The 15,201-nt window shown below is 41.2% G+C and carries 12 protein-coding genes and 5 tRNA genes; all 17 read left to right on the top strand.

The window, feature by feature from the left end:
• Positions 1 to 217 precede the first annotated feature (217 nt).
• The 17 genes from rpsU (at position 218) to rpoC (ending at position 15,123) form a co-directional block, all read left to right on the top strand.
• Positions 218 to 412, top strand: a complete 195-nt coding sequence (gene rpsU, locus QEP08_RS13620; protein ID WP_008243148.1) for a 30S ribosomal protein S21 — start codon at positions 218 to 220, stop codon at positions 410 to 412.
• A gap of 129 nt (positions 413 to 541) precedes the next feature.
• Positions 542 to 1,426: a tyrosine-type recombinase/integrase gene (locus QEP08_RS13615; RefSeq protein ID WP_285058808.1), complete on the top strand. Its 885-nt coding sequence runs from the start codon at positions 542 to 544 to the stop codon at positions 1,424 to 1,426.
• Positions 1,427 to 1,440: 14 nt separating this feature from the next.
• Positions 1,441 to 1,788: a ribosome hibernation-promoting factor, HPF/YfiA family gene (gene hpf, locus QEP08_RS13610; RefSeq protein WP_285058806.1), complete on the top strand. Its 348-nt coding sequence runs from the start codon at positions 1,441 to 1,443 to the stop codon at positions 1,786 to 1,788.
• Between the two features lie 207 nt (positions 1,789 to 1,995).
• Positions 1,996 to 2,068 (top strand) — tRNA-Thr (locus QEP08_RS13605).
• A 9-nt stretch (positions 2,069 to 2,077) separates the two neighbouring features.
• Positions 2,078 to 2,160 (top strand) — tRNA-Tyr (locus QEP08_RS13600).
• Positions 2,161 to 2,170: 10 nt separating this feature from the next.
• Positions 2,171 to 2,243 (top strand) — tRNA-Gly (locus QEP08_RS13595).
• Between the two features lie 43 nt (positions 2,244 to 2,286).
• Positions 2,287 to 2,358, top strand: a tRNA-Thr gene (locus tag QEP08_RS13590).
• Positions 2,359 to 2,477: 119 nt separating this feature from the next.
• The gene (gene tuf / locus QEP08_RS13585; RefSeq protein ID WP_073232494.1) at positions 2,478 to 3,665 is read left to right on the top strand and encodes an elongation factor Tu; all 1,188 of its coding nucleotides are present in this window, start codon (positions 2,478 to 2,480) and stop codon (positions 3,663 to 3,665) included.
• A 137-nt stretch (positions 3,666 to 3,802) separates the two neighbouring features.
• Positions 3,803 to 3,873, top strand: a tRNA-Trp gene (locus QEP08_RS13580).
• A gap of 13 nt (positions 3,874 to 3,886) precedes the next feature.
• Positions 3,887 to 4,084: a preprotein translocase subunit SecE gene (secE, locus tag QEP08_RS13575; protein ID WP_285058801.1), complete on the top strand. Its 198-nt coding sequence runs from the start codon at positions 3,887 to 3,889 to the stop codon at positions 4,082 to 4,084.
• A gap of 9 nt (positions 4,085 to 4,093) precedes the next feature.
• Positions 4,094 to 4,636 carry a transcription termination/antitermination protein NusG gene (gene nusG / locus QEP08_RS13570; RefSeq protein WP_285058780.1) on the top strand — a complete coding sequence of 181 codons (543 nt, stop codon included), beginning with the start codon at positions 4,094 to 4,096 and terminating at the stop codon, positions 4,634 to 4,636.
• A 90-nt stretch (positions 4,637 to 4,726) separates the two neighbouring features.
• The gene (gene rplK, locus QEP08_RS13565) at positions 4,727 to 5,170 is read left to right on the top strand and encodes a 50S ribosomal protein L11 (protein ID WP_008243137.1); all 444 of its coding nucleotides are present in this window, start codon (positions 4,727 to 4,729) and stop codon (positions 5,168 to 5,170) included.
• Positions 5,171 to 5,193: 23 nt separating this feature from the next.
• The gene (gene rplA / locus QEP08_RS13560) at positions 5,194 to 5,892 is read left to right on the top strand and encodes a 50S ribosomal protein L1 (RefSeq protein ID WP_285058771.1); all 699 of its coding nucleotides are present in this window, start codon (positions 5,194 to 5,196) and stop codon (positions 5,890 to 5,892) included.
• Positions 5,893 to 5,894: 2 nt separating this feature from the next.
• Positions 5,895 to 6,416, top strand: coding sequence for a 50S ribosomal protein L10 (rplJ, locus tag QEP08_RS13555; protein ID WP_285058769.1), 522 nt, complete (start codon positions 5,895 to 5,897; stop codon positions 6,414 to 6,416).
• A gap of 63 nt (positions 6,417 to 6,479) precedes the next feature.
• The gene (gene rplL, locus QEP08_RS13550) at positions 6,480 to 6,857 is read left to right on the top strand and encodes a 50S ribosomal protein L7/L12 (protein ID WP_285058767.1); all 378 of its coding nucleotides are present in this window, start codon (positions 6,480 to 6,482) and stop codon (positions 6,855 to 6,857) included.
• A 154-nt stretch (positions 6,858 to 7,011) separates the two neighbouring features.
• A complete protein-coding gene (rpoB, locus tag QEP08_RS13545) occupies positions 7,012 to 10,815 on the top strand; it encodes a DNA-directed RNA polymerase subunit beta (protein WP_285058766.1) in 3,804 nt (1,267 codons plus the stop codon).
• Between the two features lie 21 nt (positions 10,816 to 10,836).
• Complete coding sequence (gene rpoC, locus QEP08_RS13540) at positions 10,837 to 15,123, top strand: DNA-directed RNA polymerase subunit beta' (RefSeq protein ID WP_285058764.1); 4,287 nt, start codon at positions 10,837 to 10,839, stop codon at positions 15,121 to 15,123.
• The last annotated feature ends 78 nt before the right edge of the window (positions 15,124 to 15,201 follow it).

Genomic DNA, 15,201 nt, shown 5'->3' with positions numbered 1-15,201 from the left:
GGATTTTTTATGCCATTGGGTACTTTACATCTTCTTCCTTTTCGGGAAATTAGGCTATATGACTGCTGATGTTGAATCCCGGTATAAGACGGAGTGCAGGCAAACCTTTGACCATTCTTTTGTTAGAGTAATTGATTTTTAATTTATTGTTTTGATAATCAAATGAAACGTGTATCTTTGCAGTCCTTAAAAACAACGAGAGGAGGTATTTTACGTTATGATCATTATTAATATTAAAGACGGCGAATCATTAGATAAAGCGTTAAAACGTTTCAAAAAGAAATTTGAGAAAACTGGAGTGTTGAGAGAACTAAGAAGTCGTCAGGCATACGAGAAAAAATCTGTTGCTCGCCGCACATTAGTGAAACACGCAATCTACAAGCAAAATATGCAGCTGGAAGGAACGATTTAGTCCTGATAGTTTATAGATATAAAATGCCCCGGGAATTTTTTTTCCCGGGGCATTTTTTTATTCAAATAATCGAATAATGTTAAGATAATGTTTCGTATATTCACGCTACGAGCATTACAAATGGTTTCTATGGCTGTTGAGCAATTTTTGACATATCTCCAACACGAGAAGCGCTATTCACTTCATACCATTCAGTCTTACAGAGCCGATCTGGCCCAGTTTGAAAATTTTATGCATAAGGTTTTTGAAACGGATATTCAGTCGGCAGCCCACGTTCATGTGAGGGATTTTGTGGTGATGCTGATAGATGAGGGACTGAGTGAGAGCTCTGTAGGAAGAAAGTTATCGACCCTGCGCAGTTTTTATAAGTATATGCTGAGACATGGGTTGATCCCTGCCAGTCCGATGGGTCTGATAAAAGCGCCGAAAATTCCCAAACGTATCCCTGTATTTGTTGAAGATCAAAAGTTGGATGCCTTGCTCGACTCCGGAGAGTTTTTTGATGAGAGTTTTAATTCAGTAAGGGATAAATTGGTTATTGAAGCATTGTTTGGTACAGGAATGCGACTCGCAGAACTACTTGCTTTGAAAGAATCCGATGTCAATTTTTATGAAATGAGCATAGTGGTTACCGGTAAAAGGAACAAGCAGCGTATCATCCCCATTAGTAAATCACTTGCCGCTGAGATCAAAGTCTATCTCGAACTGAAATCATTTCAAAATTTTAATAACAAAAGCAGGGTATTGTTCGTTACCAATAAAGGAGCAGATGCATATCCTGGTCTTATTTATAATATCGTGCAGCGTTATTTGACATTTATCTCCACCCAGGACAAAAAAAGTCCGCATGTGTTGCGGCATTCTTATGCAACCAGCCTGTTGAACAGGGGGGCGGACCTGAATGCGATCAAAGAATTGCTGGGCCATGCCAGCCTGGCAGCCACACAGGTATATACGCACAATTCAGTAGAACGATTAAAATCAATATATAAACAAGCCCATCCAAAGGCATAAAAAAGGAGGAAAATATGAAAATCACAGTTCAATCGATCCATTTTACCGCGGACCACAAGTTGTTAGATTTCATCCAGAAAAAAGTAGATAAGTTAGATCAGTTTTTTGACCAGATCATTAGCGGGGAAGTTTATTTGAAGTTAGAGAATGTTGATGATGAGGCGAATAAGATAAGTGAAATTAAATTGATTGTGCCGGGTGGTACCATGTTTGCCAAAGAACAGTGTAAGACGTTTGAGGAGGCAACGGATTTGGCGATAGAATCATTAAGAAAACAAATTACAAAACATAAAGATAAAACCAGAATTAAGCTTAGTGAACACAAAGCAATTTTAAGTGCAGATGAAGTGTCTGATTACTAAGCAGATATTTAAAAGCTTTTTAATAAAGAATTGGCGGCGTCGTTTCCGCCAATTTTTTTTTGAAAATAATTTTGTGCAGAACGTAAATTCTTGTAGATTTGCATTCCATTTCAGAGAGGGCGTTTGTGCGGACAGAGAAATGGAATGTTCTATGAAAGATTAAATATTATAAAATGCCTTGCTTTTATTAGGCAGCGTATGATATAAGCCTCCTTAGCTCAGCTGGTAGAGCAACTGACTTGTAATCAGTAGGTCATTGGTTCGATCCCGATAGGAGGCTCTTTTTTTGGGGGAGATACCAGAGTGGCCAAATGGGACAGACTGTAACTCTGTTGTCGCAAGACTTCGAAGGTTCGAATCCTTCTCTCCCCACAATAAAGAAGCGGAAGTAGCTCAGTTGGTAGAGCGATAGCCTTCCAAGCTATAGGTCGCGAGTTCGAACCTCGTCTTCCGCTCATAATGGAAAAAGGTGGGCAATAGGATTGCATGCTGAGATTAGCCGAAGTAGCTCAGCGGTAGAGCACTTCCTTGGTAAGGAAGAGGTCGTGGGTTCAAGTCCCATCTTTGGCTCAAAAAAATGAATGCTTTGTTAAATCTGGTTAAAAGCAGAGTGAACAAGGTTTTTTGTATTGAATTGTATCAAAACAATAAATAAAATAAAAAGTTAACCTACTAATAAGTATAAAAACATGGCAAAAGAAAAGTTTGACCGCAGCAAGCCGCACTTAAACATCGGCACAATCGGTCACGTTGACCACGGTAAAACAACCTTAACAGCAGCTATCACTAAAGTGTTATCTGATGCTGGTTTATCTGAGGCGCGTTCATTTGATTCAATTGACTCTGCTCCAGAGGAAAAAGAAAGAGGTATCACCATCAATACTGCACACGTTGAGTATTCAACTGCTAACCGTCACTATGCACACGTTGACTGTCCAGGTCACGCGGATTACGTGAAAAACATGGTTACAGGTGCTGCGCAAATGGATGGAGCTATCATTGTTGTAGCTGCTACGGACGGTCCGATGCCACAAACTCGCGAGCACATTCTATTGGCTCGTCAAGTAGGTGTACCTTCATTGGTTGTATTCATGAATAAAGTGGATATGGTTGATGATCCTGAATTGTTAGAGCTTGTTGAAATGGAAGTTCGTGAATTGTTATCATTCTATGAATTCCCTGGTGATGATATCCCTGTTATTCAAGGTTCAGCTCTTGGTGGCTTGAACGGAGATGCTAAATGGGTTGGAAAAATCATGGAGCTTATGGATGCTGTTGACAGCTACATTCCAATTCCTCCGCGTTTGACTGATCTTCCATTCCTGATGCCTGTTGAGGACGTGTTCTCGATCACTGGTCGTGGTACTGTTGCAACTGGTCGTATTGAGCGTGGTGTAATCAACTCTGGTGATCCTGTTGAGATCCTGGGTATGGGTGCTGAGAACTTGAAATCTACTGTAACAGGTGTTGAGATGTTCCGTAAGATCCTTGATTATGGTGAAGCTGGTGATAACGTAGGTTTGTTGTTGCGTGGTATTGAGAAAACTGATATCCGTCGCGGTATGGTTATCTGCAAACCAGGTTCAGTAACTCCTCACACTGATTTCAAAGCTGAGATCTATGTATTGTCAAAAGCTGAAGGTGGTCGTCACACTCCATTCTTCAACAAATACCGTCCGCAATTCTATTTCCGTACCACAGACGTAACTGGTGAAATTTCATTGGCTGAAGGAACTGAAATGGTAATGCCAGGTGATAACGTTACGATCACTGTTAAATTGATCAACGCAATCGCAATGGAAAAAGGTCTTCGTTTCGCGATCCGTGAGGGTGGTAGAACTGTAGGAGCTGGTCAGGTAACTGAAATTTTAAAATAGTTCCCTGGTAGCTTAGGCCTACCGGATTAAAATAAGAAACAAAGTACTTAGGCTTTGATAGCTTAAGTACTTTGTTCTAATAGAAAATTCTGATTCTCTGGAAGGGAAAAAGTAACTCTGAAAAGAAGAAATTATACACGGGAATAGTTCAATGGTAGAATAGAGGTCTCCAAAACCTTTGATCAGGGTTCGAATCCTTGTTCCCGTGCAAAAAAATAATTATGGCTAAAGTAGTTCAGTTTTTTAAGGAATCGTATGAAGAAATGACCCAGAAGGTTACCTGGCCTACATGGGGAGAATTACAAAATTCTGCGGTGCTGGTTTTGGTGGCTTCGTTTATTATTGCATGTGTCATATTTGCAATGGATAAGGGATCTACTTTTGTTTTAGATACTTTTTATAAATCACTTTCTAATTAATATAGCTAAATGAACGATCAGTTGAAATGGTATGTAGTTAGGGCTGTAAGCGGAAAAGAGAAGAAAGTAAAGCAGTATATCGATTCTGAGATTAGCCGTTTAGGAGTAACACACCTGGTTCCGCAGGTATTGATCCCTATGGAGAAGTACTACCAGATGAAAGACGGAAAGAAAATTGCAAAAGAGCGCAATTTCTATCCTGGTTATGTATTGATTGAAGCCATTTTAGACGGCGAGCTGGAACACATTATTAAGAATGTTAATAGTGTGATCGGTTTTTTAGGCGATAAAGGTGGAAATCCGGTACCTATGCGTCAGGCAGAGGTTAATCGCATTTTGGGTAAGGTCGACGAAATGAGCCAGCAAAGTGAAACCATGAACGTTGCTTATTATGTAGGTGAAAACGTTAAGGTAATGGACGGGCCATTTAATGGCTTTACAGGCGTTATTGAAGAAGTTAACGAAGAGAAAAAGAAATTAAAAGTTATGGTTAAGATTTTCGGAAGAAAGACTCCATTGGAGCTTAACTATATGCAAGTTGAAAAAGAGTAGTCTGCCAGAGATTATTTAATATAAAAACCTTAATTGTTACATTGCTTCCAACATTTAACATTGAGTATTACAAATTAACAAAAACAGAAAATGGCAAAAGAAGTCAGTGCACTTGTTAAGTTACAGATCAAGGGTGGAGCTGCAAATCCATCGCCACCGGTAGGACCTGCGTTAGGTGCTAAAGGGGTGAATATTATGGAGTTTTGCAAGCAATTTAATGCTCGTACCCAAGATAAGCCAGGTAAAGTATTACCAGTTGTAATTACTGTTTATGCTGACAAGTCTTTCGAATTTATCATCAAAACCCCTCCGGTTGCCATCCAGTTAAAGGATGCTACTAAATTACAGAGTGGTTCTGCTGAGCCCAACCGTAAGAAAGTTGGTTCGGTGACTTGGGATCAGGTTAAGTCAATTGCTGAAGATAAGATGACTGATTTAAATGCTTTCACTATCGAATCGGCGATGAGTATGGTTGCCGGTACAGCACGCAGTATGGGAATCACCGTTAGCGGTGACGCACCCTGGACTAATTAATTAACAAAAAACAGTTTACAACAGTGGCTAAATTAACAAAAAATCAAAAAAAGGCACATGCTAAACTAGAATCTGGTAAAACGTATTCTTTAAAGGATGCGGCTGCTTTGGTTAAAGAGATTACTACTACTAAATTCGATGCATCGGTTGATATCGATGTGAGCTTGGGTGTAGATCCGCGTAAAGCGAACCAAATGGTTCGTGGTATCGCAACTTTACCACATGGTACAGGTAAAACTGTACGTGTTTTAGTTCTTTGTACTCCTGATAAGGAAGAAGAGGCTAAAGCTGCAGGAGCAGATTTTGTAGGTTTAGACGAATATGTAGCTAAGATTGAAGGTGGATGGACTGATGTTGACATTATAATCACTACTCCTGCTTGTATGGCAAAAGTAGGTAAACTGGGCCGCGTTTTGGGTCCACGGAACCTGATGCCAAACCCTAAGTCGGGAACTGTGACCAACGAAGTTGGTAAAGCAGTTACTGATGTAAAAGGAGGAAAAATTGATTTTAAAGTTGACAAAACAGGTATCATTCATGCTTCGGTAGGAAAAGTATCATTCCCGGCAGAGAAAATATATGAAAATGCATTAGAAGTACTTCAGGTAATTTCTAAGCTAAAACCATCTGCTGCAAAAGGAACTTATTTTAAAAGCATTCACGTGTCTTCTACAATGAGTCCAGGAATTGCAATCGAAACTAAATCAGTAGCGGGGATCTAATTATGAACAGAGAAGAAAAACACGAAGTCGTTTCGGCTCTTCAAGTGAAGATGCAGGAATTCGGTAATTTTTACATTACCGACACATCAAGCTTATCTGTTGAGAAAGTAAACAGTATCCGTCGCAAATGTTTTGAAAGCGGGATTGAAATGCAGGTAGCTAAAAATACTTTGATCAGAAAAGCGATCGAAGGTTTAGAAGGCGATGCATCAGAGATCTTTGCGGCCCTTAAAGGTCAGTCTGCATTATTATTCTCAACAACTGGTAACGCTCCGGCGAAACTGATCAAGGCGTTGAGAAAAGGATCGGACAAACCAGTACTTAAGGCGGCTTATATTGATTCGTCAATATATGTGGGTGATAACCATTTGGATTCACTGGTGAGCTTGAAATCAAGAGAAGAGCTGATCGGAGATATCATTGGTTTATTACAGTCGCCTGCTAAAAACGTGATTTCTGCATTGAAATCAGGTGGCAGTACGATTGCAGGATTAGTTAAAACTCTTCAGGAAAGAGAAGGTTAAGAACTCCTTAAAAGTTCATATTAAATAATTATTTTATACGTAAATTTTTAAAAATCTATAAAAATGGCAGATTTAAAAGCGTTTGCTGAGCAATTGGTAAACTTAACAGTTAAAGAAGTTAACGAATTAGCTCAAATCTTAAAAGACGAGTACGGTATTGAACCAGCTGCTGCTGCAGTTGCTGTTGCAGGCCCTGCTGCTGGTGGTGATGCTCCTGTAGCTGAAGAAAAATCAACTTTTGATGTAATATTGAAAGAAGCTGGTGGTTCTAAATTAGCAGTTGTTAAATTGGTAAAAGACCTGACTGGTTTAGGTTTGAAAGAAGCTAAAGATCTAGTTGACGGTGCACCTAAAGAATTAAAAGCTGGTGTTGCTAAAGACGAAGCTGAAGCTTTGAAAAAACAATTAGAAGAAGCTGGAGCTGTAGTTGAAATTAAGTAGTCACTTAATTTTAATATAACTTTAACCGTAGACTCCGACTGCATAGTCGGAGTCTATACCTGTTTATAAACTTTTCACCTTGTTTGGTTGATGAGAAGTTTTAACGGCTAACCAAACAAATAGTTTATTCTTAAAGTAAATTAACTTTAGTCCATTGGCAAATAAAGTCGACCAAAGAGTAAATTTTGCACGTAGTAAGCACATCATAGATTATCCAGATTTTCTAGATGTACAGTTGCAATCATTCAGAGAATTTTTTCAGATCGAAACAACTTCTGATAACCGTCATACAGAGGGTTTATTTAAGGTGTTTGCTGAAAATTTCCCAATCACTGATTCCAGGAACATTTTTGTTCTGGAGTTCCTTGATTATTTTATTGATCCACCGCGTTATGATATACCTGAGTGTATCGACCGTGGATTGACCTATAGTGTTCCATTAAAGGCGAAGCTCAAGCTTTCCTGTAATGATGCTGAACATGAGGATTTTGAAACCATCATTCAAGATGTGTATTTAGGAACCATACCTTATATGACTCCTAAGGGTACATTTGTTATTAACGGCGCAGAGCGTGTAATTGTTTCTCAATTGCACAGGTCTCCGGGTGTGTTTTTCGGCCAGAGCCGTCACACCAACGGTACCAAGCTTTATTCTGCCCGTGTAATTCCATTTAAAGGATCTTGGATCGAATTTGCTACTGACGTGAACAATGTCATGTATGCCTACATCGATCGTAAGAAAAAATTCCCGGTTACCACCTTGTTACGTGCTATTGGTTACGATTCTGATAAAGACATTCTTGAGCTGTTTGACCTTGCCGACGAGGTAAAGGTGAGCAAATCGGGTTTGAAAAAATACATCGGCCGTAAACTTGCTGCAAGGGTTCTGAGAAAATGGGTTGAAGATTTTGTAGATGAAGATACCGGTGAGGTAGTTTCTATAGATCGTAACGAAGTGATCTTGGACAGGGATACTGTTTTAGAAGACGACCATATCGATTTGATCATTGACGCTGGTGTGAAAACCATCATCTTGTCTAAAGATGACGGTGCAAGCCAGGCTGATTACACGATTATCTATAATACTTTACAAAAAGATACTTCAAACTCTGAAAAAGAAGCGGTTGAAAACATCTATCGTGCTTTGCGTAATGCAGAACCACCTGATGAAGAAACTGCAAGGGGTATCATTGAGCGTTTGTTCTTCTCGGATAAACGTTATGACCTTGGTGATGTAGGCCGTTACAGGATCAACCGCAAGTTGAAAATGGATACTCCTGATCATGTTAAGGTTTTGACAAAAGCAGATATTATTGCGATTGTTAAATATCTGATCAAACTGATCAACTCTAAAGAAGAGGTGGATGATATCGACCACTTGTCAAACCGTCGTGTTCGTACAGTGGGAGAGCAGTTGTATGCTCAGTTCGGCGTTGGTCTGGCCCGTATGGCCCGTACAATCCGTGAGCGTATGAACATCCGTGATAACGAGGTGTTTACTCCAACCGATCTGATCAATGCGCGTACTTTATCGTCCGTGATCAATTCGTTCTTTGGAACCAACCAGTTGTCCCAGTTCATGGATCAGACAAATCCTTTGGCGGAGATCACGCACAAGCGTCGTCTTTCAGCTTTAGGCCCCGGTGGTCTTTCACGTGAGCGTGCAGGTTTTGAGGTACGTGACGTACACTATACCCACTACGGCCGACTATGTACTATTGAGACACCGGAGGGACCAAACATTGGTCTGATCTCATCTCTTTGTGTACATGCGAAGATCAACAACTTAGGTTTCATTGAAACTCCATATAAAAAGGTAGAGAACGGTATCGTTTCTGTAGATGAGCCGGTGATCTATCTATCTGCTGAGGATGAAGATGGCAAGACCATTGCCCAGGCCAATGCGGAATATGATGAGAAAGGTAATTTTACTACTCCGCGTGTGAAAGCGCGTTATGAAGGTGACTTCCCGATCATTGAACCTGAGAAACTCGATTTGATGGATATTGCTCCTAATCAGATCACTTCGATCGCTGCTTCATTGATTCCTTTCCTGGAGCATGATGATGCGAACAGGGCTTTGATGGGATCGAATATGCAGCGTCAGGCGGTGCCTTTGCTGCGCCCTGAAGCGCCAATTGTAGGTACTGGTCTGGAAGGCCGCGTAGCCCGCGACTCCAGAACTCTGATCAATGCTGAAGGTGATGGTGTGGTAGAATATGTTGATGCAAATGAGATCACTATCAAATATGTCAGGAACGACGGCGATCGTTTGGTTTCTTTCGAAGGTGATAGTAAGACTTATAAGCTGATCAAGTTCAAGAAAACCAACCAAAATACTTGTATCAACCTGAAACCGATCGTTAAGAAAGGTCAGAAAGTTGTAAAAGGACAGGTACTTTGTGAAGGTTACGCAACTGAAAATGGTGAACTGGCTTTAGGAAGAAACTTAAAAGTTGCTTTCATGCCTTGGCAGGGATACAACTTTGAGGATGCGATCGTGATCAACGAGCGTATTGTCAGGGAAGATATCTTTACTTCACTTCATATTGAGGAGTTTGAGCTTGAGGTACGTGATACTAAACGTGGCGAGGAAGAACTGACACCGGATATCCCTAACGTTTCTGAGGAAGCGACTAAGGACCTTGACGAAAACGGTATTATCCGTATCGGTGCTGAGGTTAAAGAAGGTGATATCCTGATCGGTAAGATTACTCCTAAAGGAGAATCTGATCCTTCACCGGAAGAGAAGTTATTGCGTGCGATATTTGGTGACAAAGCCGGTGACGTGAAAGATGCGTCATTGAAAACACCTCCTTCTATCAAGGGTGTGGTCATTGATACCAAACTGTTCTCAAGAGCTAAAAAAACGACTAAAGCTGAGGAAAAATCAGCGATAGAGAAGCTGGATAAAAAGTATGAGATTACCGTAATGAATCTGAAGAATGAACTTGTTGACAAGTTGTTCCAGATTGTAAATGGTAAAACTTCTCAGGGCGTATACAACGTTTATAAAGAACTGTTATTCCCTAAAGGAGCGAAATTCACTCAGAAAAGTCTGGCTGACCTGGAATATGCACACATTAATCCATACAAATGGACTACTGATGATGACAAGAATGACCAGATCAAATTGTTGCTTCACAACTATGGTATTCGTGTAAACGAAGAACTTGGTGCATACAAACGCGATAAGTTTGCCATCAGCGTGGGTGATGAGCTGCCATCGGGTATTGTTCAAATGGCTAAAGTGTATGTTGCTAAGAAACGTAAACTAAAAGTAGGTGATAAGATGGCTGGCCGTCATGGGAATAAGGGTATTGTAGCCCGTATCGTACGTGATGAGGATATGCCGTTCTTAGAAGACGGGACTCCGGTTGATATCGTGCTGAACCCGTTGGGTGTGCCTTCACGTATGAACCTTGGTCAGATCTATGAAACTGTCCTGGCATGGGCCGGTAAAGAATTGGGTGTTAAATTTGCAACCCCGATCTTTGATGGTGCTAAACATGATGAAGTCGAGGAATGGATCGCTAAGGCAGGTTTGCCGGCTTCGGGAAGAACTTATCTGAACAATGGTTTAACGGGCGAGAAATTTGACCAGCCAACGACTGTAGGTATCATCTATATGCTGAAACTTGGACACATGGTTGATGATAAGATGCACGCACGTTCAATCGGACCATATTCATTGATCACACAACAGCCATTGGGTGGTAAAGCCCAGTTTGGTGGTCAGCGTTTTGGTGAGATGGAGGTTTGGGCACTTGAAGCATTTGGTGCTGCCAATATCCTGCAGGAGATCTTAACTGTTAAGTCAGATGATGTGATCGGCAGGGCTAAAACTTACGAAGCGATTGTAAAAGGCGAAAACCTTCCTACACCTGGTGTACCGGAATCATTCAATGTACTGGTACATGAGCTGCGCGGATTAGGTTTGGATATTACGTTAGACTAACGTATAAAACACAAAAGAGCTATGTCTTACAAAAAGGATAATAAATTAAAAAGCAATTTCACCTCGATCACCATTAGTTTGGCGTCGCCTGAGGCTATTTTGGAGCGCTCAAGTGGTGAGGTGTTGAAACCTGAAACCATTAATTACCGTACTTACAAACCTGAACGTGACGGTTTGTTCTGCGAGCGTATTTTTGGTCCGGTAAAAGATTACGAATGTCACTGCGGTAAATACAAGCGCATCCGTTATAAGGGTATTGTTTGCGACCGCTGCGGTGTTGAGGTAACTGAGAAGAAAGTACGGAGAGAGCGTATGGGACACATCAATTTGGTGGTTCCTGTTGCGCACATCTGGTATTTCCGCTCATTGCCGAATAAAATCGGTTACCTGCTGGGTCTGCCTACTAAAAGGCTTGACCTGATCATCTATTATGAACGCTATGTAGTGATACAGGCGGGATTAATGTCTGAAGAAGGTATCCAGTACATGGATTTCTTAACTGAAGAAGAATATTTAGATATTCTTGATAAGTTGCCAAAAGAGAACCAATACCTGGATGACAAGGATCCTAATAAATTCATCGCCAAAATGGGTGCTGAAGCATTAGAGGATTTGTTGAAACGTATTGATCTGGACACATTATCATATAACCTGCGTCACCAGGCTGCAAATGAGACTTCACAACAACGTAAAAATGAGGCATTAAAACGTCTTCAGGTTGTAGAGGCTTTCCGTGGTTCAAGGTCTCGTATTGAGAACAATCCGGAGTGGATGATCATTAAGATCGTTCCGGTTATACCACCGGAATTGCGTCCGCTGGTTCCTTTGGAAGGTGGTCGTTTTGCGACTTCCGATTTGAATGACCTGTATCGTCGTGTAATTATCCGTAACAACCGTTTGAAGCGATTGATAGAGATTAAAGCTCCTGAAGTAATCTTACGTAATGAAAAACGTATGTTGCAGGAAGCAGTTGACTCTTTATTTGATAATTCACGCAAGGTTAATGCCGTAAAAACTGAAGGTAACCGTGCTTTGAAATCTCTTTCAGATATTCTGAAAGGTAAACAAGGTCGTTTCCGTCAGAATTTATTGGGTAAACGTGTGGATTATTCAGCACGTTCTGTAATTGTTGTAGGGCCAAACCTGAAATTACACGAGTGCGGTTTACCTAAGGATATGGCAGCTGAGCTGTTCAAACCGTTTATCATCCGTAAGATGATAGAAAGAGGGATCGTTAAAACTGTTAAATCTGCAAAGAAAATTGTAGACAGGAAAGACCCGCTGGTTTGGGATATCCTGGAGAATGTTTTGAAAGGTCATCCTGTATTGCTAAACCGTGCGCCAACATTGCACAGGTTGGGTATCCAGTCTTTCCAGCCTAAACTGGTTGAAGGAAAAGCGATTCAGTTGCACCCGTTAGTTTGTACCGCTTTCAACGCGGATTTTGACGGTGACCAGATGGCGGTTCACTTACCGCTGGGTCATGCTGCGATTTTGGAGGCACAGGTATTGATGCTTGCTGCCCATAACATCCTGAACCCTGCAAACGGTACACCTATTACTGTACCATCACAGGATATGGTTTTGGGTCTTTATTATATTACCAAAGGCCGGAGAACTGACGAAGGCCGTGTTGTTAAAGGACAGGATTCGGTATTCTATTCTCCTGAAGAAGTAATCATTGCTTACAATGAGAAACAAATTGATCTTCATGCCTTTATCAAAGTAAAAGTAAATGTAAAGGATGAGAACGGAAATATTGTAAACAGACTGACTGAAACTACTGTAGGACGTGTATTGTTCAACCAGATGGTTCCTGAAGAGGTAGGATATATCAATGAACTGCTTACCAAAAAATCTTTAAGAGATATTATTGGTGATGTTGTGAAGATCACTGGTATGGCGCGTGCTTCTAAATTCCTTGATGATATCAAAGAACTAGGATTCCAGATGGCATTCAGAGGAGGTTTGTCGTTTAATTTACAAGACGTAAACATTCCTGTTGAGAAACATACATTATTGCAGCAGGCTTCTGCCGAGGTTGAGGAGGTGAGGAATAACTATAATATGGGATTCATTACCAACAACGAGCGTTACAATCAGATCATCGATATATGGACACGTATCAATAACCGTTTGACTTCGTTCGTAATGAACCAGTTGTCAAGCGATAACCAGGGATTCAACTCTGTGTATATGATGCTTGACTCCGGAGCCCGTGGTTCTAAAGAGCAGATTCGTCAGCTCTGCGGAATGAGGGGATTGATGGCCAAACCTCAGAAATCAGGTTCTGGTGGTGAGATTATTGAAAACCCGATCTTGTCTAACTTTAAGGAAGGACTGTCAGTACTGGAATATTTTATTTCTACTCACGGTGCCCGTAAAGGTTTGGCGGATACGGCGTTAAAAACAGCTGATGCTGGTTATCTGACCCGTCGTCTGCACGACGTTGCACAGGATATGATCGTAAATTCTGAAGATTGCGGCACTTTGAGAGGCATGTATACTACTGCGTTGAAAGACAACGAGGACATCGTTGAGCCATTGTACGACAGACTTTTAGGCCGTATTTCGCTTCATGATGTATTTAATCCTTTGGATGGTAAGTTGTTAGTGTCTGCCGGACAGGATATTGACGAAGATATTGCTAAAGCGATAGAAGAATCTCCGCTGGAAGGCGTTGAAATCCGTTCGGTACTGACTTGCGAAAATCAAAGAGGTGTTTGTGCACTTTGTTACGGACGTAACCTTGCAACTGGTAAACGTGTTCAGAAAGGTGAGGCTGTGGGTGTAATTGCCGCTCAGTCCATTGGTGAGCCGGGTACGCAGCTGACACTTCGTACGTTCCACGTGGGTGGTACCGCATCAAACATTGCTGCTGAATCTCAGATCATCGCTAAGTTTGATGGTATCATAGAATTTGAAAATGTTCGTACGGTTTCTACTAAAACCGAGGACGGTGATACACAAATTGTACTTGGCCGTTCGGGTGAGTTCAAGATCGTTGAGCCTGTTACCGGTAAGGTAATCATGACCAATAACATTCCTTATGGTTCATTCCTGTATGTTGAGGACGGGACTAAAATTTCAAAAGGGGACAGAATTTGTTCATGGGATCCATATAATGCGGTAATCATTTCAGAATTTGCCGGTAAGATTGAATTTGACGCCATCATTGAAGGTGTAACCTACCGTGAAGAATCAGATGAGCAGACCGGTCACCGTGAAAAAGTAATTATCGATACGCGTGACAAAACTAAAAACCCTTCTGTAAGGATCGTTGACAAAAAAGGCGAGCTGATCAGAGGTTATAACATTCCTGTTGGAGCACACATTGCAATCGACGAAGGTGAAGCAGTTCAGACTGGTCAGATCCTGGTTAAAATTCCTCGTGCGACTGGTAAGACGAGGGATATTACGGGTGGTTTGCCGCGTGTTACTGAGCTTTTCGAAGCACGTAACCCGTCTAACCCTGCAGTAGTAACGGAAATTGATGGTGTAGTAACTTTGGGTGGTGTGAAACGTGGTAACAGGGAAATGACCATCGAGTCGAAAGACGGAGAGGTTAAAAAATACCTGGTGCCGTTGTCTAAACACATTTTAGTTCAGGACAATGACTTCGTGAAAGCTGGTATGCCGCTTTCAGATGGTTCTATCTCTCCTGCGGACATCCTTGCAATTAAAGGACCTGCGGCTGTACAGGAATACCTGGTTAACGGTATTCAGGAGGTCTATCGTCTGCAGGGTGTGAAGATCAACGATAAGCACTTTGAAGTGATCGTACACCAGATGATGCAGAAAGTACACATCGAAGATCCGGGTGATACCAGTTTCTTAGAGAACAACTCTGTAGACCGTTGGGACTTCATGATTGAAAATGATGAGATCTATGACAAAAAAGTTGTGGTAGAAGCCGGTGATTCAAACACTGTTAAACCTGGTCAGATTCTTTCTTTACGTAAATTAAGAGATGAAAATTCTCAGCTGAAACGTAAAGATCTGAAACAAATTGAGGTTCGTGATGCAAGACCTGCAACCGCGAGTTCAGTGCTGCAGGGTATTACACGTGCTTCATTGGGTACTAAATCATTCATTTCTGCAGCTTCATTCCAGGAAACAACAAAAGTATTGAACGAGGCAGCTATTGCTGGTAAACGTGACAGTATGCTTGGATTGAAAGAGAACGTAATTGTTGGACACTTAATTCCTTCAGGAACCGGTGTTCGCGGATATGAGCGTATCATTGTTGGTTCTCAGGAAGAATACGATAAGTTACTCGCTTCAAAACAAGAAGAAGTAGAAGCTTAATTTCTTTAAATAATTTCAAAGTCCCCCTTCTTTTAAGCTGGGGGACTTTTTTTGTGGTTATTTTTTAACCTGGTTTTT

Source organism: Pedobacter ginsengisoli (assembly GCF_030244015.1).
GTDB lineage: Bacteria > Bacteroidota > Bacteroidia > Sphingobacteriales > Sphingobacteriaceae > Pedobacter > Pedobacter ginsengisoli.
The sequence above is the reverse complement of the archived record's forward strand: the minus strand, read 5'-3'. Positions and strand labels throughout refer to the sequence as shown.

Excerpts from the sequence above, each read along its gene's own strand:
- rpsU (WP_008243148.1), top strand. The coding sequence starts at position 218 with ATGATCATTATTAATATTAAAGACGGCGAATCATTAGATAAAGCGTTA.
- QEP08_RS13615 (WP_285058808.1), top strand. The coding sequence starts at position 542 with ATGGCTGTTGAGCAATTTTTGACATATCTCCAACACGAGAAGCGCTAT.
- hpf (WP_285058806.1), top strand. The coding sequence starts at position 1,441 with ATGAAAATCACAGTTCAATCGATCCATTTTACCGCGGACCACAAGTTG.
- tuf (WP_073232494.1), top strand. The coding sequence starts at position 2,478 with ATGGCAAAAGAAAAGTTTGACCGCAGCAAGCCGCACTTAAACATCGGC.
- secE (WP_285058801.1), top strand. The coding sequence starts at position 3,887 with ATGGCTAAAGTAGTTCAGTTTTTTAAGGAATCGTATGAAGAAATGACC.
- nusG (WP_285058780.1), top strand. The coding sequence starts at position 4,094 with ATGAACGATCAGTTGAAATGGTATGTAGTTAGGGCTGTAAGCGGAAAA.
- rplK (WP_008243137.1), top strand. The coding sequence starts at position 4,727 with ATGGCAAAAGAAGTCAGTGCACTTGTTAAGTTACAGATCAAGGGTGGA.
- rplJ (WP_285058769.1), top strand. The coding sequence starts at position 5,895 with ATGAACAGAGAAGAAAAACACGAAGTCGTTTCGGCTCTTCAAGTGAAG.
- rplL (WP_285058767.1), top strand. The coding sequence starts at position 6,480 with ATGGCAGATTTAAAAGCGTTTGCTGAGCAATTGGTAAACTTAACAGTT.
- rpoC (WP_285058764.1), top strand. The coding sequence starts at position 10,837 with ATGTCTTACAAAAAGGATAATAAATTAAAAAGCAATTTCACCTCGATC.